The sequence below is a fragment of the Pseudochelatococcus sp. B33 genome (assembly GCF_053570585.1).
Map to the genome: position 1 here is coordinate 1 of NZ_JBSEFH010000010.1, position 17,847 is coordinate 17,847.

Consider the following 17,847-nt stretch of genomic DNA (forward strand, 5'->3'; position numbering starts at 1 on the left):
TCATCCCCACTCAAAACACAAACCAAACCAAAACACAGACACCCCAAACTCAAACCACCAGAGACCACTCACCCGAGACGGGAAGGGATGGGCAGCTCGATTCCCCCGTTCGCGCCTCCGGCTACAGGACCATGTTCCGATTGACGGCTGGCATGGCTTCATTCAGCGTTCCAACGTCGGCGGAACAAGAAGAACGCCAACTCCATAAGGGAGATCCACCACGCAACCTGTCAAGCAAGAGAAGCGAGGCCTGACTGGAGAAGCCGCGCGATCGGTCTGTTCGAACGGCTCGCCGCTATAAACTCTTGTATAGGATTCATATTACAGTTATAGTTAAGTCGTCAGCATGAAGGCTGATCAATGATAAGCCAGGGGAGATTTCCAATGTCAATTCGTCTCGGTGCGTTCTCGATCCGCGGCTGGGCAGCGGCTCTTTGCATGTTGCTTGTAGTGCCGGCTTTCGCTCAGGAAAAAATCGTCGTTGCTACCGGACTTGATCCGACATTCGCGAACTTCGCATCGTCGGTGGATAAAGGCTTCTTCAAGGAGCAGGGGATCGATGCGGAGCTCAGGTCGTTTGATGATGGCAATGTCGCGCTCGATGCGCTGCTAACCGGGCAAGCCGATATCGGCGCCACCAGTGAGCTCGGTGGCATCGCCCGTGTCGCGCGGGGCGGCAAGATCTATGCCGTCGGGAGCGGCATCCAGTCGGCCGACTTTTTTGGGGTCGTGGGCAGCAGCACGATCCAGAACCCGAAAGATTTCGAAGGCAAGAACGTAGGCGTTCCGAAGGCGACCGGCGCGCACCTGTTCATGGGCAAGTATTTTGCCCACCACGATATCGATCAGTCGAAAGTGAATATCCGTTTTCTGCAAGCGCCGGAATCCGTCGCCGCGCTGGCCCGTGGAGACATAGACGCCTTCTTTTTGTGGGATCCGTGGCTGACGCGCGCGACGGAAACCGTTCCGGACACCCACATCATTGCGCGCTCGGGCGACAACAATGTTTTCCGCCTCAATACCTATATTTGGTTCTCCGAGCGACTGATCAATAACAAGAAGCTTGCCGAACGCGCTCTGAAAGCCCTGGTCAACGGGTCTGAGTGGGCAATGGCGAACAGGCGTGAGGCATCCGAGATCGCAGCAAAGTACTGGCACCTCGATGTGGATTTTTCCGAGAAGATGGCGAGTATCGTGAAGTGGGATATCCGCTTTCTTCCCGAGTTCAACGATAACATGCGCGATGCTGCGGGCTTCGCCATCAAACAAGGCGTTATCGATAAAGAGCCGGACTATGCGACGTTCTTGCGGCCTGACATCATGGAGGTGGTTGATCCGGTGCGCCTGAAGGCTCGCTAGATAGATCCAAGCGCGAGGACCTGACATGCATGGGCCAACAGTTCATTCAAGCGTCGCCATTCGGATATCCGACGTCGCGTACTCCTACAGTCCCGCTGCTCCAGAGCCGACGCTTCAGGGGGTCTCCCTGGACAGTACCAAAGGCGAGTTCCTCTGTCTTCTTGGCCCGAGCGGGTGCGGCAAGACGACGGTCCTGCGCCTCATCGCCGGCTTCGATGTTCCATCCGAAGGCAATATTTGGGTCAACGGTCATCCCGTCCACGGCCCAAACGTGGATCGCGGCGTGGTCTTCCAGGGCGACGATTCCTTGTTCAACTGGTTGACCGCCGCGGACAACGTCGCCTTCGGAGCGAAGATGCGCGGCATCGGCCGCGCGGAAAGAACAGCGATCGCTGAACGCTTTCTTACCTTGGTCGGACTCGAAGGGCACGGCCATAAATTTCCGAGCGAGCTCTCTGGCGGCATGCGCCAGCGCATCCAGATCGCGCGCGTGCTTGCGAACGATCCACAAATCCTGCTCATGGACGAGCCGTTCGGTGCTTTGGATGCGCAGACACGTGCAGAGCTTCAAGACGAGTTGGCACGTATCTGGGAGGAGACAAAAAAGACTGTCGTTTTTATTACCCACGATATCGGTGAAGCCCTGCTTCTCGGTAACCGGATTGGGATTATGCGGCGAGGACCGCGTGCGAATGTCCGCGAGATCATCGAGGTCAACCTGCCGCGCCCTCGCTCGCGGTCATCAGTTCGGTTTGGCGAGCTCTATGAGTACATCAACAACATTATCATTGAAGAGGTGAAGCTGAGCCGGCTTGAATCTCGCTCAACCAATGGGGTAGGTAGATGACCACTAGAGTTTCCAGCCTCGCGGGTGCTCAGAAGCGAAGGACATCTCGCTCGGATATCAGAAAAATAAAGATAGCCAATCGGTCGAGCAATGGCTGGTTGGTGGGCGTCAGCGCAGTGTGCATCGTGCTTGCAATATGGGAGATCCTGTCGAGCTGGATATTCCCAAGCGTCCTGGTTCCGAGTTTTAGCCAGGTGCTCGGCAAGGCCTATGATCTGTTCATCACGGGCGCGATTTTCCCGCATATATGGGCGAGCCTGCAGCGTATTCTGCTCGGGTTCCTGATCGGTAGCGCCGTCGGCGCCCCGATTGGCCTGCTCATGGGAAGCTTCCGTCTGGTGCGGAACCTCGTCGATCCGATCGTGCAGTTCTTCCGCTTCGTTCCGCCGATCGCCTGGCTCACGCCGGCTGTCATCTGGTTCGGTATCGGCGAAACGTCCAAGGTGGTCATTATCTTCTACACGACTGTTTTCATCGTCGCGATCAATGCGTCGCTCGGTGTCATCAACATCCCGAAGAACAAGCTGCTGGCGGCCGAAACGCTGGGCGCAAGCAGGAGCCAGTCCTTCTTTCATGTCGTCGTACCGGCGGCTCTTCCCTTCATCCTGGCCGGCATGAGGCTTGCCATGGGCAATTCGTTCGCCACCGTCGTTTCGGCAGAAATGATTGCTGCGGACAACGGCCTCGGCTACCTCATTTTCAATTCACGCTTGTGGATGGCGTCCGACGTTATCTTCGTCGCGATTCTTCTGCTCGGCTTCCTTGGCCTGCTGACCGATCTCCTCTTCCGCACCGCCATCCGGCGCTTCGCGGGAAAATACGGGCCGATTGATTAAAGCAGCTTGCGTTTGAGCATCAAATCAAGCGCAAGTTGCGGAGAACGACGAAAATTAGAGCGATTTGCGCAACAGACCCCGATTCGACAATTGTGCACCTTGCTCTAAACGCCGGCAAATTTACGGGCATGTCGGCCGATATCTTCAGCCGGAAGCCAATCATATAACTCTACTTTTATGGGGGGTGATTTATGACTCTGAGCGGAAAGGTCGCGATCGTGACCGGCGCCGGATCGGGCTTCGGCGAGGGAATTGCCAGGCTCCTTGCCAAGCGTGACGCGTTCGTCACGGTCAACGATCTCGTCGCATCGTCCGCGGAGAAGGTCGCGGCCGATATCACGGCGGCTGGTGGCAAGGCGATTGCCGTTGCCGGAGACGTGTCCGAGCGTGACAGCGTGAACCACATCGTGGAGCGCACGAAGGCAGCTCACAACCGCATAGACGTTCTCGTGAACAATGCCGGTTACACCTACAGCGCGCAGTCGATGCTCACCGTGTCGACGGAGGAATTCGAGAAGACTTTCGATGTCAATGTCCGCAGCGTCCTTTTCTTCGTGCAAGCGGTCGTGCCGATCATGGCCGAGCAAGGCGGGGGATCGATCGTCAACATCGGCTCGGTCGGCGCGATCCGTCCACGCGCGGGGCTCGGCTGGTATTGCGCTAGCAAGGGGGCCGTCATCACCGCCACCAAGGCGATGGCCGTCGAGCTCGCGGATAGGAATGTGCGCGTGAACTGTATCTGCCCTGCAATCGGAGAGACCGGTATGCTGGAGCCATCAATCGGCGAGGATACGCAGGAAAACCGTGCCCGGGTCCTGAGCACGGTGCCGTTGGGGCGCTTCTGTACCCCCGCTGATATCGCCGCGATGGCCGCATTCCTGGCGACGGACGAAGCGAGTTACATCACCGGCGCCGTGCTGCCGGTTGATGGTGGCCGGTCAGTCTAGCACTGCTATGGCAAATTATGAGCGAGGGGCCGGCCTTTCAAGCGCCATCCCGATCGTGTGCCCCTGCCTGGCTTTCAGTCAGGTAATCCTCAACCTGCCTGCGTATCGCCCCGCCGGCGATCGGCACACAATCCGGAGGAAAGTCCTGGCGGAAGTGTGCGCCCCTCGCTTCGGCCTCATCCAAAAACCGGTCAAGATGCTTCATCGCGCCGGTAGGCAGATCATGAAGCACCATAAGTGTCCAAGGCTGTCGCGCAAGATGATCGAACGCCGTCTCCACCCATTGATCAGGCTCGGCCCAGTCTCGCGGCACAGAATTCCATAAAACGCAGCTATAGTGGTTGGAGAGAAGGTAGTTGAGCGCTGGCCGCGACAATAACGTTTTTCCCAAGACGCCGCCGCCATAGGGCCGGAACAGGGAGGCCGGGTGTGCCAACCCTTTTAGGGCACGTTGCGTCGCTCCGATTTCCGCTTCCGGCGCGGCCGGGTCCAGTCCGATACCGAACGGTATCGAATGCGTGAAAGTATGGTTGCCTATCCAGTGCCCTTCCGCATGGGCGCGCTCGGCAGTCGCAAAGGCCTCACGGTCTGCGAGCTTCGACCCGATAACGAAAAAGGTCGCCTTGATGCCACGGCGAGCGAGAACGGAGAGTACTTGGGGCGTAGTCTCCGGGTCCGGGCCGTTGTCGAAGGTCAGCGTAACGTCGAATCTGCGCATGAAAGTGCTGAGCTATGGTCGACATTGATGGTGTGGACGGCTCCTCGTGGCATCTGACGTAGCAGAAAGAGTTTGCCAGAAACTCTGAAAGACGAGCCGCCTTTAAAACATACTGCCCGGATCGGCATGGACATGTCAACGCATGTTTTCCAGTTGAACGATGTCGATGCTGCTGATCCGGCCCCCATTGCAGTGGTTCACCTTGAAAGATGGTTTTTGTCATGACGAAAGGTCACAGCGTCCAGCTCGCGGACATGGCGATAGCTATGGAACGATGTTCCTTGAGGCATTCATCCTTCAGCCGATGACGCCTTCACTTTCCATGGGCTTCCAGGCGCAATGGAAGGCGCTCATCGCCATCGGCATCCGGCGCCAGACAGTCTGCCCGCCGCAGCGAAAGCCCGGTGCAGGGACTTGGATATCAGGCCGACTGCCTCGCCGCTAGCTCTTCCAATCAATCCTCAGCGCCCCAAAATGCCTCTAAAACCCCGCGGTTCCTGTCTCAGAACGTCCGGAGATTGCGCTGACGGCATTATGGTGCGGTCTTTGCCGCCTTTGACTTCTCCGCGGAGGCCAGGATTGCATCCATGTCCCGAGAGGTGGTCAGCAGATGCTCTCTCATGATCTCAGATGCGGTTACCGCATCGCCCTTTTCAATAGCGGTGACTATGTTCAGATGCCGTTCGTGAGACATGTCCAGATGAGCGAAGTAAGCTATCATTGTCTCCTCCTTGTTTTCCGAGTTTCTTAGCAGAGTGAATCTATAAAATAATATAAGCTTTTTTAAAGAATCCATCATTCTTATGAGAAACTCATTCTGACTTCCTTCAATGATAAGGTCATGAAAGTTCCCGCTATGTTTAAACACTTCCTGCGCATTCCGCGACAAGAGTCCGTTTTTCTTTTTGTTGAGGGTATCCTTGATTTTCTTGAGCAGGCGCTTGTCTCCGCGTAGCGTCAATTCGCGCGTCGCTGCGGCTGCGAGCGCCGAACGGCACACATAAAGATCGAGAAGCCCGGCGCGATCCACGGGGCGAACCTGATAGCCTCCGTTGTCGAGTGTCAGCAGCACGCCATCTCGCGCCATCTGCCGCATGGCTTCACGGACAGGTGTCCGGCTAACATTCAGGTTGTTAGCCCATTGCCGGTCGCTTATGTGACAGCCCGGCGCTATCTCTCCGGATACGATCCGTTCCCATAGGGCCTCCTGAATCTGTTCATAAAGGGGCATGCCGCGTTTGACTTCGGCTGGCTTTCGGGAGGGGAGGGGCATTTGATCGAGGTTCGTCATTGTTCTTTTGCGCTGACGTTTGGACGGGTGATTCTGCGAGTAGATTGAATTTTAGTTTTTTTTAGCATGGCGCGCTCGCTCATTTTCCACAATTGCACAATCGAGCGGTTTGGACGGTACCGATTCCGTTGAAAAACGCGACGCCTTTTACCATCGAGACGGGAGGTCCAGCAGGCATCGTGCCATTTTGCTCGGCCGCCCAGTCGCTATGCGGAGAGCGGTATCAGGCACCGTCAATGGGGCATTCATTTTGTTTCATTCGTGTCTTTTCAAGGGGTACCCGAGCATATATAGTGGTATTCCGAATTCCGAATCCGAGATCGGATGAAGCTTCATTTTCCAGAAAGCGAGCAGGTGCGTGGCAAGGTTTCAGATCGATTTGAGGAGCGATACGAAATCCCTGCCCACGGAGGGCATGCGCCAGGCCATAGCGAGGGCGGAGCTTGGAGATGAGCAGAGCGGGGAAGATCCGACCGTCAATGCCCTTTGCGCCCGCGTTGCCCGCCTGCTCGGCAAGGAGGACGCGCTGCTTCTGCCATCGGGCACGATGTGCAACCATATCGCCCTTCTTGTGCACGGACGGCCCGGTGACGAGATCATCGCAGCGGCCTCGTCGCATATCGTTACGTCCGAATCGGGCGGTGCTGCCGCGCTGGCGGGGCTGCAGATTCACGGGATCGCTTGCGAACGCGGCATCTTCGGAGCCGAGGACGTTGCCGGAGCGTTGCGTCCAACCAAGCGAAACGCGCCGAGATCGTCCATCGTCGTCGTTGAGCAGACAACGAACCTGGGAGGCGGGGCGATCTGGCCCACCGCTGTGCTGGACGCTCTCCGGCAGGTCGCAGATGCGCATGGCATGTGCATTCATATGGATGGCGCCCGCCTGCTCAACGCGGTCGTCGCGTCCGGTGTGCCCGCCGCCACGTTCTGCGGTCCGTGCGACAGTGCCTGGCTCGATCTTTCCAAGGGATTGGGCTGCCCGGTCGGCGCTGTGCTCGCCGGCTCCTTCGAGTTCATCCGGCAGGCGTGGGTCTGGAAGCAACGCCTGGGCGGCGCCATGCGTCAGGCGGGAATATTCGCAGCGGCCGGACTTTATGCGCTCGACCATCATGTCGCCCGTCTGGCGGACGACCACACCAATGCCCGTGCGCTGGCAGAGGGGCTTTCCCGGCTGCCATGGGTGCGTGTCGCGCATACGCCCGTGGAAACCAACATCGTCTTCCTCGACGTTTCTGCGTCCGGCCGAACGGCGTCGGACGCCGCCGCCTTCCTCGCAGCGCATGGCATAGGCATTGGTGTCGACGCGCCGTTTCGCCTGCGAGCCGTGACTCATCTGGGCATCACGCGCCAGGACATCGGCACAACCATCGACCTTTTCGGGAGGCTTGATCAGACATGACCGCAGCTTTGAAAGCCAATGATTTCGATATCGCATCCAGCATTGCCATGGCTGACGAACTGCTGCAGAAGCTTGCGGATCTGACGCGCGGCAAGATCGGCATCGAGCGTGCGACCTATGGCGAAGGCGAACAGATCGCCCATGACGTGGTCAAGGCGCTCGTCGAGTCCTGGGGGCTCGAAACGCGTATAGACGATATGGGCAATCTCTATATGACGCTGCCGGGCCTCGACCGCAGCCGGCCCGCGTGGATGGTGGGGTCGCATCTGGATACCGTTCCGGCTGGCGGGAATTATGATGGCGCTGCCGGAGTCGTCGCGGGTCTTGTCGCCGCGCATGCCCTGATACAGCGCGAGATGCGGTTGCCGATGGATCTGACTGTGGTGGCGATGCGCGCCGAGGAGGCCAGCAGTTGGTTTTCTGGGCCACATAGAAGCCACTTCGGCAGCCGCGCCATGTTCGGCCAATTGAGCCAGGAGGAAATGAACGCGGCGATCTCACGCCGGGACGGGCGTTCTCTCGCGCAAATGGTGAGGGATGGCGGATTTCGCCCTGAAAGGGCCGGGAGCGGCATTTTCCTTCAGGACGTGAAAAACGTGCAGGGCTTTATCGAATTGCACATCGAACAAGGGCCCGTGCTCATCGAGAATGACCTTTCGGTCGCGGTCATCACTGGTATTCGCGGCAACCTCCGTGCACGATCCTGCCAGGTGCGGGGCCAGTATGCCCATTCCGGCGCCGTGCCGCGCGAGTACAGACACGACGCGCTGTTTGCGGCAACCGAGTTCGCCTATCGGCTCGAGCAGCAGTGGCATGCCTGGCTGCAGGACGGGAGGGATGCGGTATGCACCATCGGCATTTTCAACACCGATCCGGAGCACCACAGCCTCTCGAAAGTGCCGGGCGATGTCCGCTTCGTGGTTGATTTTCGCAGCATCGAGCCGGAGCTCCTGTCCGAGGCCGCGAAGTTTCTGCAGACGCTTGCCGACGAGATTGGTCAGCGGCGGGGAGTTGCCGTCGATCTAGGCCCCTTCAGTTCAACGGCGCCGACGGCTTTGTCTGCTGATCTTATCGAGAGCCTCGAGGACGCTGCCGCGCAGATCGACATTCCCACCCTGCGGATGGCAAGCGGCGGAGGACACGATGCCGTCAGCTTCCGGGAAGCTGGCATCCCGGCTGCTATGCTTTTCGTTCGCAATCAGAACGGCAGCCACAATCCCGACGAGGCCATGGAAATCGAGGATTTCGCCGCCGGTGCGCGCGTGATTCTGGCATTTCTACTGCGACAGGCCTGAATTATCTTGACGTCAATTCGGCATGCGGTATACCAATATACATGCCTTTTGACGCCTTAAGCCTCGCTTCGAACGTAGGGCGCTTGCTGTGTTGATAGAAAAAAAGCCTCTCCATGTTTTTGCGGACATCATCGCTCTTCGCGAGGAGTTCCCGGGCGCGGATCAGTGGCGATATTTCGATGTTGCCGCCCGTGGTTTGCTGCCTCGCTCGGCGAGGCGCGCCATAGATGCAGATCTCGACGCGCGCATGAACGACGGCGGCGACAAGGCTGAGATGTTTCGAACCGTCGAGCGCGTGCGGGACCGTTTCGCGCGTCTGATCGGCGCCGACGCCGATGACATCGCCATCACCAAAAACATTTCCGAAGGGCTGAACATCGTCGCCGTCGGCTATCCATGGTCCGCGGGGGACAATGTCGTGGTGTGCGCGGAGCGCGAGCATCCGAACAATGTCTATGTTTGGCTCTACCTTGCCCGCACCCGGGGCATTCGAGTGAAACTGGTGGAGAGTGTAGAAGGGCGCATTCCAACGGACGCCGTTCTTGCCGCTATTGATGATCGGACACGCATCGTCGCGGCCTCGACGGTCACTTTCATGCCGGGATTGAGAACGGATCTCGACACCATAGGCGAGGCTTGTCGCCGTCGTGGCGTTCTGCTGCTCGCTGATGCAGCGCAGTCGGCAGGCATCCTGAAGATTGACGTGCGGCGGACTGCCGTGGACGCCATTGCCTGCTCGACCCAGAAAGGCCTTCTCAGTCTTTATGGGATGGGGCTGCTCTATGTCCGCAGGGAATGGACGGAGCGGATCGCTCCCACCTACCTGGCTCGTTTCGGGGTGGATCTTGGCGATGCGCACGAGGCCGATCTCGGTTCGCCGGATTTTCAGTTCATGCCCGGAGCCCGCCGATACGATCTCGGCAACTACAATTTTACCGCTGCCAGGGGACTGGATGCATCGCTGATGCTGCTCGAAGCTGTCGGCACGGAAGCCATTGAAAATTACGTGGTTTCGCTGTCGCGGCGGCTTGCGGAAGGGTTGCGTGGGGCTGGGTTCGCCATAGCCGGTGATCCGGCCGCCGCCGATTTCGCCAGCATCGTCACCGTCTATGATGATGGCGACACGCTCGCCTCTCTGTCACAGTTCTTGAAGTCGAACAAAGTCAAATTCTCCGAAAGGAGAGGGGCTATCCGACTTTCCTGCCATCTGTACAACTCCACCGATGATGTCGACGATGTAATCGACATAGCAAGCCGTTTCAGGAGGCGGGTTACTAACAAGAATTGAATTTCAACTAAATAAAAATACAGCAGAAGGGGTTCAAAGATGGCTGGATCAAAGCGGAGTATAGCCGGCCTTGTTGCTGGCATCGTGGCGTTCATGATTGCCGTGGATATCGTCCCCTCGGCCGCCCAAAGCTGGGACGACGTTGTGGCGGCCGCGGAGAAGGAAGGGACGGTCGTATGGTACACGAACCAGCGTGCCCAGGGAATCGAGCCGCTGCTTCAGAAATTCCGGGAAGCCTATCCTAAAATTCAGACGGAAGCGGTCCGTATTACCAGTAACGCGATGATGGAGCGTTTCGTTACGGAGTATAATGCCGGCCGACATCTTGCCGATGTCGTCATCACCTTTTCCGACGATCGGCTGATCGACGGGCTGAAGGAAGACTGGATGGCGGAGTGGTCGCCGCCGGAATTGCCCAACTTCCCGCCTGAATACAATCAGGAAAACAAGTTGTTCACCCTTTCGCATGCGCGCGAGGCGATCGTCTGGAACAAGAATCTTGTGGCCGAGGATGACGCGCCGAAGGAATGGTCGGATCTCTTCGACCCGAAATGGAAGGGAAAGGTAGGTCTCAATCCGGTCTGGCGCGCTATCCCGGTGCTGCAGGTCGTGGCATATTGGGAAGATAGGCTGAAACTTGGCGACACGGCGCAAAAACTGAAGGCGAATGACGTTTTCTTCTTCGAGGGATCGGGCGGCGTCATCCAGGCCCTCATTCGCGGCGACATACAAGTGGCGGAAATCACGGACTCCACGCTCAATCCCCTGCTCGAGGATGGCGCGCCGTTCGGCGTTCATTATCCGGCATCCGGGACAACCACGTCCGCCTCGGTCTCATTCGTTGCGAAAAACGCCCCGCATCCGAATGCCGCCAGAGTTTTCATGAACTGGCTGATGACGGAGGAGGGCCAGCTTCATATGCAGAACGATCTGGCGCTCCCGGTTACAAGAAATGGCATGCCGTCGCTGTCTCATCTCCCGGCAACCAAGGACCTGCCGAACGTGACCCCGGGTCCTGAGGTGCTGACGCCTGAACGTCGCGCCCAGATCGTGGAGAACTGGCAACGGGTCTTCGGCATTCGCTGATCAGTGCAGCGCCGGGTGCGCAAGCATTCGACGCTGTATCCGTCACGCCGTTTCAATCGGAGAGCTCGATGACCGGGTTGGTACCGATGCCGCTGACGCACGATTCCATGACAGCGAGCGCCAGGCGGAGCAAACGTTCGGCTTGGATCCTTAACGCGCTCTACATCCTGACGTTCGCCACGATCGTCGTGCTGGTCACGATTCCGCTTGGAGCGCTGGTCTATGGCAGTTTCCGGTCCTCGGCACCCGGCGTGCCCGGTGACTGGACGCTGCAAAATTACGCCGGGCTGGCATCTCCGGGTGTGCTGCGCTCCCTGGGCACGACCCTGTGGATCAGCATCCTGTCGTCGGCGTTCTGCGTCGTCATCGGTACGCTGATCGCCATCATCGTTCACCGGACGGATTTCAAGTACACCCGCACGGTGACGGCTCTGCTTGGCGTTTCCTTCTACTTCCCGTCGTTTATCCTGGCCATGTCGTGGATCATCATTGGTTCGCCGGGAGGCATATTGAATTCCTTCCTCAAAATGTTCGTAGATCCGTCGACTTTTCGAATAAACATTTATAGTATTACGGGAATTATCTTCGTGATGGTACTCAATCAGGTACCGTTCGTATACCTCACCATGCGTGGCCCGATCCTCAGCATGGACGGAATCTTTGAAGAGGCCGCGCGCACCGCGGGAGCCCGGCCTTACCAGGTCCTGCTCCGGGTCACGCTTCCCCTCCTCGCATACTCGATCATTTCCAGCTTGATCCTGACATTCATCCTGAACATCGAGCAATTCGCGATCCCGGCGATGATCGGGATCCCGGGCAATATCAGCGTCCTCGCCACACAGCTCTACCTCTTCGTGCGCTTCGCGCCGGTTGACTACGGTCTGGCGGCCGCGCTGGGCCTGACCTTGAGCATCCTCACCGGGGCGGCGATCTGGGCGCAGCGCCGGGTCACCCGGCTGGGGCGCCTGACGACCGTGACCGGGAAGGCAGGACGTGCGGCGCCGATCCGGCTCAAGTATTGGAAATGGCCTGCCTATATTTTGTGCTTCGGCGTTATCGCGCTTGCGCTGATCCTGCCTATCATCATTCTGCTCTATACATCGGTCCTTAAGTGGTTTGTCTCCAACCCGCTGTTGGCTAACTACACGCTGCGCAATTATGTGTTCATGTGGGAAAGCGCTTCCGCGATGCGCAGTTTCTGGAATACCCTGATCGTTTCCGGTGTCGGCGCCGCGATCGGCGTGACGCTTGGGCTCCTGAGCGGTTATTTCACGCTCCGGCTGAGGCCGCCCGGCCACACGGCACTCGATTTCGTTGCGAGTTTGCCCTTCGGCATGCCCGGTATTGTCATGGGTTTGGGTCTCTTGTGGGCCTATGCTTATCTGCCGCTTCCGGTTTACGGCACGCTGACCATCATCATCATCGCGTTCGTGACCCGATTTCTTCCCTATGCGATCGAAACGATCGGTGGGCAGTTGGTCCAGATCGACAAAAGCCTGGAAGAAGCGGCGTGGGTTGGCGGCGCGTCACGAGTCGCAGCCATCCAGCGTATTTTGGTGCCTCTCGTGACGCCGTCCCTCCAGGGCGCCTATTTCCTGCTGTTCATGGCCTTTTTCAGAGAGATCTCCTCGGCTGTCCTCCTTTATACGGGCAGCACGCAGGTGATCTCGATCTCGATCTGGGCATACTTCGAACAGGCGAACTGGGGTCTCGCCAGCTCTATGTCCGTTGTTGCCACCATCATCATCTTCGCCACCATGTCGCTTATCTTGTGGCTCATGCCGGCTGCGCGAAGGGCATGACAGGAGAATTCGCCATGAGTATCAGCGTCCATAACCTGTCCAAACGCTTTGGCGGACTCACCGTCGTTCACGCCATCTCGTTCGAGGTCAGGCGCGGAGAGTTCGTGAGCCTGCTGGGGCCTTCCGGATGCGGCAAGACGACGACGTTGCGCTGCATCGCGGGTCTTGAAGACGTCAACGGCGGCGTGATCCGAATAGGCGACAGCGTTGTTTCCGATCCGGACCGCGGCGTCATGCTGGCGCCGCACGAGCGCGATATCGGCATGGTGTTCCAGTCCTATGCTATCTGGCCGCACATGACGGTCGCGGGCAACGTCGGTTTCCCCCTGTCGATTCGGGGCGTTGCCCGCGCGGACGTCGAGAAGCATGTCAACGATGCCCTGAGCATCGTTGACATGCTTCATCTCAAGGACCGGCAGCCGTCGCAGCTCTCGGGAGGGCAGCAGCAGCGCGTCGCGCTGGCGCGCGCCATTGTCGGCAAGCCCAACGTCCTGCTGTTCGATGAGCCGCTGTCGAACCTGGATGCCAAGTTGCGGGAGGGCATGCGCAGCGAAATCCGCCGGCTGCAGCGCGAACTGGACATAGCCACGGTGTATGTGACGCACGATCAGGAAGAGGCGCTGTCGATGTCCGATCGCGTGATCGTCATGAGTCGCGGCCACATCATGCAGGAGGGGCCCCCGAGAACGCTGTATCGGCGTCCGAGCAATCGCTTCGTAGCCGATTTCGTCGGCAAGGCGAGCTTCCTCGACGTGAAGAAGGCGCAGGACGGGCCGGGCTGGCTGACACCTGACGGCTCGCTCATCCAGGTCGAGAGCGAACCGCCCGGCGAAGACGGGGTAGGCTACCAGGCCATGCTCCGCCCGGAGGCGGTCACGTTGAGCCCGTCGGACGCCCCATCGGCTGCGGCGGGGTACAATGAACTGCGCGGCGTCATAACCGACAGTCACTACCTGGGCGCGGTTACGGAATACAACGTGCGCGCCGGCGGTGCGGACTTGAGACTTCAATCTTTCGATGACCTGGAGATCGGCACCTCGGTGACCCTGCGCTTCGCCTACGGCGACTGTCGGCTTGTTGCCACCGGAACAGATCGTGCGGACGTCGATCCCTGAAGTCGCCACTCTTCAGCCAGGAGGCGCAGATGAACGGTATCACCCAGGAGCTTTCCCGCCGCGCCAGCGAGCTGAACTTCGACGAACTGCCGGACGATGTCGCACGTTGGGCGAAGATTGCCATCGCGGACACGGTGGGCGTGATGCTGGCGGGCGCCCATGAACCGGCCGTCGAACTGGCGCGCCGGACGCTTGGCATTGCAGGCAATGACGGTGCGGGAAATGACCGTATCTGCCGCGTGCTCGGCCATCGCGATTTCCGCACCAGTGCGTTGAATGCCGCGCTGCTCAACGGCGTGGCGAGCCATGTGCATGATTTCGATGATTGCAGCATCATCCTCGACGGCCATCCGACCGTACCCATGGTGCCGGCCATACTGGCTCTCGCCGAGCAGCATGACCACACCGGCCGGGACGTGATCGAGGCCTATGTCGCGGGATACGAGGTGGAGGTGCATGTGGCGCGTTACCTCAATGGCGGGCAGTTGAGGCCCAGCGACGCGCTGCCCATTGGTGAGCGCGGATGGCATCCAACGGGCGTGTTGGGCACGCTTGGCTGTGCCGTCGCCTGTGCGCGGCTGCTACGGCTATCCGGCACGCAGACCGCCACGGCGCTCTCCATCGCGGCCTCCTCGGCGGCGGGGCTGCGCGGGAATTCGGGCACCATGACCAAATCCCTGCATGTGGGTCACGCCAACCGCAACGGCCTCTGGGCCGCGCTTCTCGCCAGAGAAGGTTTTACCGCCAACCCCGCCGTTCTGGAGCACAGGTTCGGCTATTTCCGCGCCTATAACGGCCCCGGTGACTATGGCTCCTATGACGGCCTCGACACATTCGGCAAGACGTTCGAGCTGAGTTATCCGGGTGTCTCGATAAAGCCCTACCCCTGCTGTTCGTACACCTTCCCGGCGATCGATGCCGCCATTGCGCTGGCGCGCAGGCATGATCTCGCGGTTGATGCCATCGCGGAGGTCGAGGTGCGCCTGCATGAGCGCTGCATCGGTAACGTCAATCGACCCGACCCGAAGACCACGCTCGACGCCAAGTTCAGCACCCAGTATGTGACGGCCTGCGGCCTGAGCGCCCGGCAGGTCGTGCTGGAGGATTTTGAGGGCGATGCCTTCATGCGTCCCGGCCATCGCGACGTCATGGCGCGGATCAGGATGGGGTCACACGCCGAGGACGATCTTTTCCTGGGCCGGGTCGACATCAGGATGCGCGATGGCGCGACCCATTCCTCATCCGCCTCGACGAAGTTCGGGCGTGGTCCCGATGATCCCATGACGGATGAAGAGTTCAGGTCGAAGTTCGTCGGTTGCGCGGCGCGCACCGTAACCCCGGAAGCGGCGGAGAGTCTGTTCGACCGGTTCGATCGTCTCGAGACCGCGGACTCGATGCGCCGGGTTCTCGATGCGGCGGTGATCCCGTCCGGGCGTGGTTCGGCCGAGGCGTCGGGAAGATCATGACCTTCGCTCTCGAACTGGCCCGGCAAGTCAACGGCCGCAAGCATGGCGACGTGCCCGCCGATGTGCTTCGCGCCGCCACGATTCCGATAGCCGATACCATCGGTGTTGCCATTGCCGGCGCTGGCGAGGCTCCGGTCGACAAGTTGGGAATTGCGCTGGGGGAGCTTGCTCCCGGACCGTGCACCTTGCTGGGACGGGTGGAGCAGACGTCGGCCGAGCGCGCGATCATGCTGAATGCGATGGCCGCGCACGCGCTCGATTTCGACGATTCCAGCCAGGTATCCGGCGCTCATCCGTCGGCCGCCCTGTTGCCCGTCGCCCTGGCGCTTGCCGAGGAGTGCGGTTGCTCGGGCCTCATGATGATCGACGCCTATGTCACCGGCTTCGAGACCATGGCGCGGCTCGGCCGCTCGGTCATGCCCGCGCACTATGAGCGCGGTTGGCATCCGACCTCGACCCTCGGCGTGTTCGGCGCTGCGGCCGCTGCAGCGCGCATCATCAAACTCGATCATGAGCGCTTCGCCACCGCGCTTGCCATCGCGGTGTCCTTGTCAGGCGGGGTGAAGTCCAATTTCGGCACCGACACGAAGCCCTTCCACGCGGCGGCCGCCGCGTGGAAGGGGGCTCTCGCAGCCCGCCTTGCCGCTGCGGGGCTGTCCGCGGGCACGGATGCCTTCGAGCACAAACATGGATTCTTCAACGTTTTTCATGGCGTCGATGTGTGCCGTCCAGAAGCGGCGCTGGAAGCGCGCGCGCTCAGCGATGAGTTTTGCTCGCCCGGCATCGCCATCAAACAACACCCGTGCTGTGGCAGCACGCATTCCATTATCGATGCCGTGCTCAAGCTCAGGGAGCGCGTCCGGCCCATGCCGGTCGACCGGATTGCGTCAGTCCGGACCCGCACCCATGTCAGCCGGCTGGCACATACCGACCGTCCCGATCCGCGGACGGACTCGGAAGCGAAGTTCAGTCTGCAATATGTCACGGCCCGCGCCATCATGGACGGCGCCATACGCCTCGATCACTTCAGGAACGGCGCGTTCGAGGATCCCGCTGTCCGCGCGCTCATGGCGCATACCGAGGCCGAGGCGCACAAGGAAGCCGATCCGTTTCTCGGGACGGTGACGATCACGATGAACGATGGCGAGGTTCTTGAGGAGCAGGCTTCTACCGAATTCGGGCGGGATGCCAGGGCGCCTTTGTCCTCCGGGCAGCTCTTCCTGAAGTTCGAGGATTGCCTGAGGGGTGCAGGCTGCGCCGGGCATGCCGCCGCTCTCTACGGTGCGTTGATGGATCTCCATGCGCGCGCAATACGCGATGTCGCCCATTCCGTTCGTTCGTGCATACCGCCGGCGCGCTTCTGAGCGGCTTTGCCAGTCCGGGGTGTGCGGGTTCCGTTCAGGAAAAAGGCACGAAGCGCCGTCGTTCCTCGCGGAAGCGGCGCACCACGAAGTCGCGCAGCACCGCAATTCTCTTGATGGTGTGCGTGTCGGGGTGGGAGAGCAGGTAATAGCTGCGCCGGAAGCCGATCTCCGGGAGGATGCGCGCCAGGCCGTCGATGGAGGCGGCTGCGAAGTCGTGCAGAACGCCGATGCCGGTGCCGCACCTCACCGCCTCGATTTGGCCCATGACGCTGGCGCAGCAGAACCGGCTTCGCGCCTCCCTTTGCAGGGCGGCGGAATAGTCGAGCGCCGAGGCGTAGGTGAGGTCCTCCACGCCCGTGACCACGGTATGATCGCCCAATGCCTCCAGGGACGCGGGCGTGCCGTTGCGTTCGAGATAGCCGTGCGCGGCATAGACGCTCAGCGTGTAGTCGGTTAGGCGCGATACCACAAGCCGCCCTTCGGCGGGCCGGTCCAGAACGATGGCGAGATCCGCCTCGCGGCGCGACAGCGAGAACGTGCGGGGCAGGGGAACGAGCTCCACGACGAGATCGGGATGGCGGGCCGTCAGCTCTCCGAGCTCCGAGGCGAGGAAATAGTTCCCGAGCCCGTCCGGCGCGCCGATGCGGACCGTTCCCGAGGCATCGGCCTCCTCATCCCGAAAGCTTTCGGTGATTCCCAGCAATTCGAACTCGATCCGTTCGGCCACGGGGAAGAGCCGCTCGCCGGCCTGCGTCAGGACGCACCCGCTCGGCCGACGGTCGAAAAGCGGCGTGCCCAGCGAACGCTCCAGCGCGTCGAGCCGACGGGCGACGGTGGCGTGATTGAGACCGAGCCGCCGGGCGGCCGCCAGCAACTGCCCATGCCGCGCCACGGCGAGGAATATGCGCAGATGGTCCCAGTCCATGGCCGCCCGCCCCCTGACTATAAATTTCGCACAACGAATAATGAAACAACGACGTTGATGTGCAACGAACGATGTTGGATGACAGGGGTGGGTTCGTCAATGCCATCCG

The 17,847-nt window shown here is 60.1% G+C and carries 16 protein-coding genes; 13 read left to right on the forward strand and 3 right to left on the reverse strand.

Going from position 1 to position 17,847, the window contains the following annotated elements:
* Positions 1–384: 384 nt before the first annotated feature.
* The 4 genes from ACUSIJ_RS12380 to ACUSIJ_RS12395 all read left to right on the forward strand — a co-directional run bounded on the left by ACUSIJ_RS12380 (position 385) and on the right by ACUSIJ_RS12395 (position 3,989).
* Positions 385–1,359: an ABC transporter substrate-binding protein gene (locus ACUSIJ_RS12380; protein ID WP_449308707.1), complete on the forward strand. Its 975-nt coding sequence runs from the start codon at positions 385–387 to the stop codon at positions 1,357–1,359.
* A gap of 25 nt (positions 1,360–1,384) precedes the next feature.
* Positions 1,385–2,206, forward strand: coding sequence for an ABC transporter ATP-binding protein (locus ACUSIJ_RS12385; RefSeq protein WP_449308708.1), 822 nt, complete (start codon positions 1,385–1,387; stop codon positions 2,204–2,206).
* Positions 2,203–3,042 carry an ABC transporter permease gene (locus ACUSIJ_RS12390; protein ID WP_449308709.1) on the forward strand — a complete coding sequence of 280 codons (840 nt, stop codon included), beginning with the start codon at positions 2,203–2,205 and terminating at the stop codon, positions 3,040–3,042. Before ACUSIJ_RS12385 ends, ACUSIJ_RS12390 begins: the two co-directional genes overlap by 4 nt.
* Positions 3,043–3,233: 191 nt before the next feature.
* Entirely contained in the window at positions 3,234–3,989 is a 756-nt protein-coding gene (locus ACUSIJ_RS12395; RefSeq protein ID WP_449308710.1) for an SDR family oxidoreductase, read from the forward strand.
* A gap of 37 nt (positions 3,990–4,026) precedes the next feature.
* On the opposite strand, the gene ACUSIJ_RS12400 is transcribed toward ACUSIJ_RS12395, so the two are convergent.
* Positions 4,027–4,707: a polysaccharide deacetylase family protein gene (locus tag ACUSIJ_RS12400; protein ID WP_449308711.1), complete on the reverse strand. Its 681-nt coding sequence runs from the start codon at positions 4,705–4,707 to the stop codon at positions 4,027–4,029.
* A 160-nt stretch (positions 4,708–4,867) separates the two neighbouring features.
* On the opposite strand from ACUSIJ_RS12400, the gene ACUSIJ_RS12405 reads away from it, so the two are divergent.
* Positions 4,868–5,152, forward strand: coding sequence for a hypothetical protein (locus tag ACUSIJ_RS12405; RefSeq protein ID WP_449308712.1), 285 nt, complete (start codon positions 4,868–4,870; stop codon positions 5,150–5,152).
* A gap of 87 nt (positions 5,153–5,239) precedes the next feature.
* Here ACUSIJ_RS12405 and ACUSIJ_RS12410 read toward each other — a convergent pair whose 3' ends face one another.
* The gene (locus tag ACUSIJ_RS12410) at positions 5,240–5,998 is read right to left on the reverse strand and encodes a GntR family transcriptional regulator (protein ID WP_449308713.1); all 759 of its coding nucleotides are present in this window, start codon (positions 5,996–5,998) and stop codon (positions 5,240–5,242) included.
* 358 nt (positions 5,999–6,356) lie between these two features.
* On the opposite strand from ACUSIJ_RS12410, the gene ACUSIJ_RS12415 reads away from it, so the two are divergent.
* From ACUSIJ_RS12415 to ACUSIJ_RS12450, 8 genes are all read left to right on the forward strand, one after another.
* Positions 6,357–7,397 (forward strand): threonine aldolase family protein, encoded by a 1,041-nt coding sequence (locus ACUSIJ_RS12415; protein WP_449308714.1) that lies wholly within the window; start codon positions 6,357–6,359, stop codon positions 7,395–7,397.
* On the forward strand, positions 7,394–8,692 hold the full coding sequence (locus tag ACUSIJ_RS12420) for a hydantoinase/carbamoylase family amidase (protein ID WP_449308715.1): 1,299 nt from the start codon (positions 7,394–7,396) through the stop codon (positions 8,690–8,692). Before ACUSIJ_RS12415 ends, ACUSIJ_RS12420 begins: the two co-directional genes overlap by 4 nt.
* An 88-nt stretch (positions 8,693–8,780) precedes the next feature.
* Positions 8,781–9,980, forward strand: a complete 1,200-nt coding sequence (locus tag ACUSIJ_RS12425) for an aminotransferase class V-fold PLP-dependent enzyme (protein WP_449308716.1) — start codon at positions 8,781–8,783, stop codon at positions 9,978–9,980.
* Positions 9,981–10,073: 93 nt separating this feature from the next.
* Complete coding sequence (locus ACUSIJ_RS12430; protein ID WP_449308717.1) at positions 10,074–11,066, forward strand: ABC transporter substrate-binding protein; 993 nt, start codon at positions 10,074–10,076, stop codon at positions 11,064–11,066.
* A 68-nt stretch (positions 11,067–11,134) separates the two neighbouring features.
* Positions 11,135–12,868: an ABC transporter permease gene (locus ACUSIJ_RS12435; RefSeq protein ID WP_449308718.1), complete on the forward strand. Its 1,734-nt coding sequence runs from the start codon at positions 11,135–11,137 to the stop codon at positions 12,866–12,868.
* 14 nt (positions 12,869–12,882) lie between these two features.
* A complete protein-coding gene (locus ACUSIJ_RS12440) occupies positions 12,883–13,983 on the forward strand; it encodes an ABC transporter ATP-binding protein (protein WP_449308891.1) in 1,101 nt (366 codons plus the stop codon).
* 29 nt (positions 13,984–14,012) lie between these two features.
* The gene (locus ACUSIJ_RS12445) at positions 14,013–15,449 is read left to right on the forward strand and encodes an MmgE/PrpD family protein (RefSeq protein ID WP_449308719.1); all 1,437 of its coding nucleotides are present in this window, start codon (positions 14,013–14,015) and stop codon (positions 15,447–15,449) included.
* Positions 15,446–16,813 carry an MmgE/PrpD family protein gene (locus tag ACUSIJ_RS12450; RefSeq protein ID WP_449308720.1) on the forward strand — a complete coding sequence of 456 codons (1,368 nt, stop codon included), beginning with the start codon at positions 15,446–15,448 and terminating at the stop codon, positions 16,811–16,813. Before ACUSIJ_RS12445 ends, ACUSIJ_RS12450 begins: the two co-directional genes overlap by 4 nt.
* A 34-nt stretch (positions 16,814–16,847) precedes the next feature.
* Here ACUSIJ_RS12450 and ACUSIJ_RS12455 read toward each other — a convergent pair whose 3' ends face one another.
* The gene (locus ACUSIJ_RS12455) at positions 16,848–17,738 is read right to left on the reverse strand and encodes a LysR family transcriptional regulator (RefSeq protein WP_449308721.1); all 891 of its coding nucleotides are present in this window, start codon (positions 17,736–17,738) and stop codon (positions 16,848–16,850) included.
* Between the last annotated feature and the right edge of the window lie 109 nt (positions 17,739–17,847).

Excerpts from the sequence above, each read along its gene's own strand:
- ACUSIJ_RS12395 (WP_449308710.1), top strand. The coding sequence starts at position 3,234 with ATGACTCTGAGCGGAAAGGTCGCGATCGTGACCGGCGCCGGATCGGGC.
- ACUSIJ_RS12435 (WP_449308718.1), top strand. The coding sequence starts at position 11,135 with ATGACCGGGTTGGTACCGATGCCGCTGACGCACGATTCCATGACAGCG.
- ACUSIJ_RS12455 (WP_449308721.1), bottom strand. The coding sequence starts at position 17,738 with ATGGACTGGGACCATCTGCGCATATTCCTCGCCGTGGCGCGGCATGGG.
- ACUSIJ_RS12430 (WP_449308717.1), top strand. The coding sequence starts at position 10,074 with ATGATTGCCGTGGATATCGTCCCCTCGGCCGCCCAAAGCTGGGACGAC.
- ACUSIJ_RS12445 (WP_449308719.1), top strand. The coding sequence starts at position 14,013 with ATGAACGGTATCACCCAGGAGCTTTCCCGCCGCGCCAGCGAGCTGAAC.
- ACUSIJ_RS12440 (WP_449308891.1), top strand. The coding sequence starts at position 12,883 with ATGAGTATCAGCGTCCATAACCTGTCCAAACGCTTTGGCGGACTCACC.
- ACUSIJ_RS12405 (WP_449308712.1), top strand. The coding sequence starts at position 4,868 with ATGTCGATGCTGCTGATCCGGCCCCCATTGCAGTGGTTCACCTTGAAA.
- ACUSIJ_RS12390 (WP_449308709.1), top strand. The coding sequence starts at position 2,203 with ATGACCACTAGAGTTTCCAGCCTCGCGGGTGCTCAGAAGCGAAGGACA.
- ACUSIJ_RS12400 (WP_449308711.1), bottom strand. The coding sequence starts at position 4,707 with ATGCGCAGATTCGACGTTACGCTGACCTTCGACAACGGCCCGGACCCG.
- ACUSIJ_RS12410 (WP_449308713.1), bottom strand. The coding sequence starts at position 5,998 with ATGACGAACCTCGATCAAATGCCCCTCCCCTCCCGAAAGCCAGCCGAA.
- ACUSIJ_RS12380 (WP_449308707.1), top strand. The coding sequence starts at position 385 with ATGTCAATTCGTCTCGGTGCGTTCTCGATCCGCGGCTGGGCAGCGGCT.
- ACUSIJ_RS12450 (WP_449308720.1), top strand. The coding sequence starts at position 15,446 with ATGACCTTCGCTCTCGAACTGGCCCGGCAAGTCAACGGCCGCAAGCAT.
- ACUSIJ_RS12420 (WP_449308715.1), top strand. The coding sequence starts at position 7,394 with ATGACCGCAGCTTTGAAAGCCAATGATTTCGATATCGCATCCAGCATT.
- ACUSIJ_RS12385 (WP_449308708.1), top strand. The coding sequence starts at position 1,385 with ATGCATGGGCCAACAGTTCATTCAAGCGTCGCCATTCGGATATCCGAC.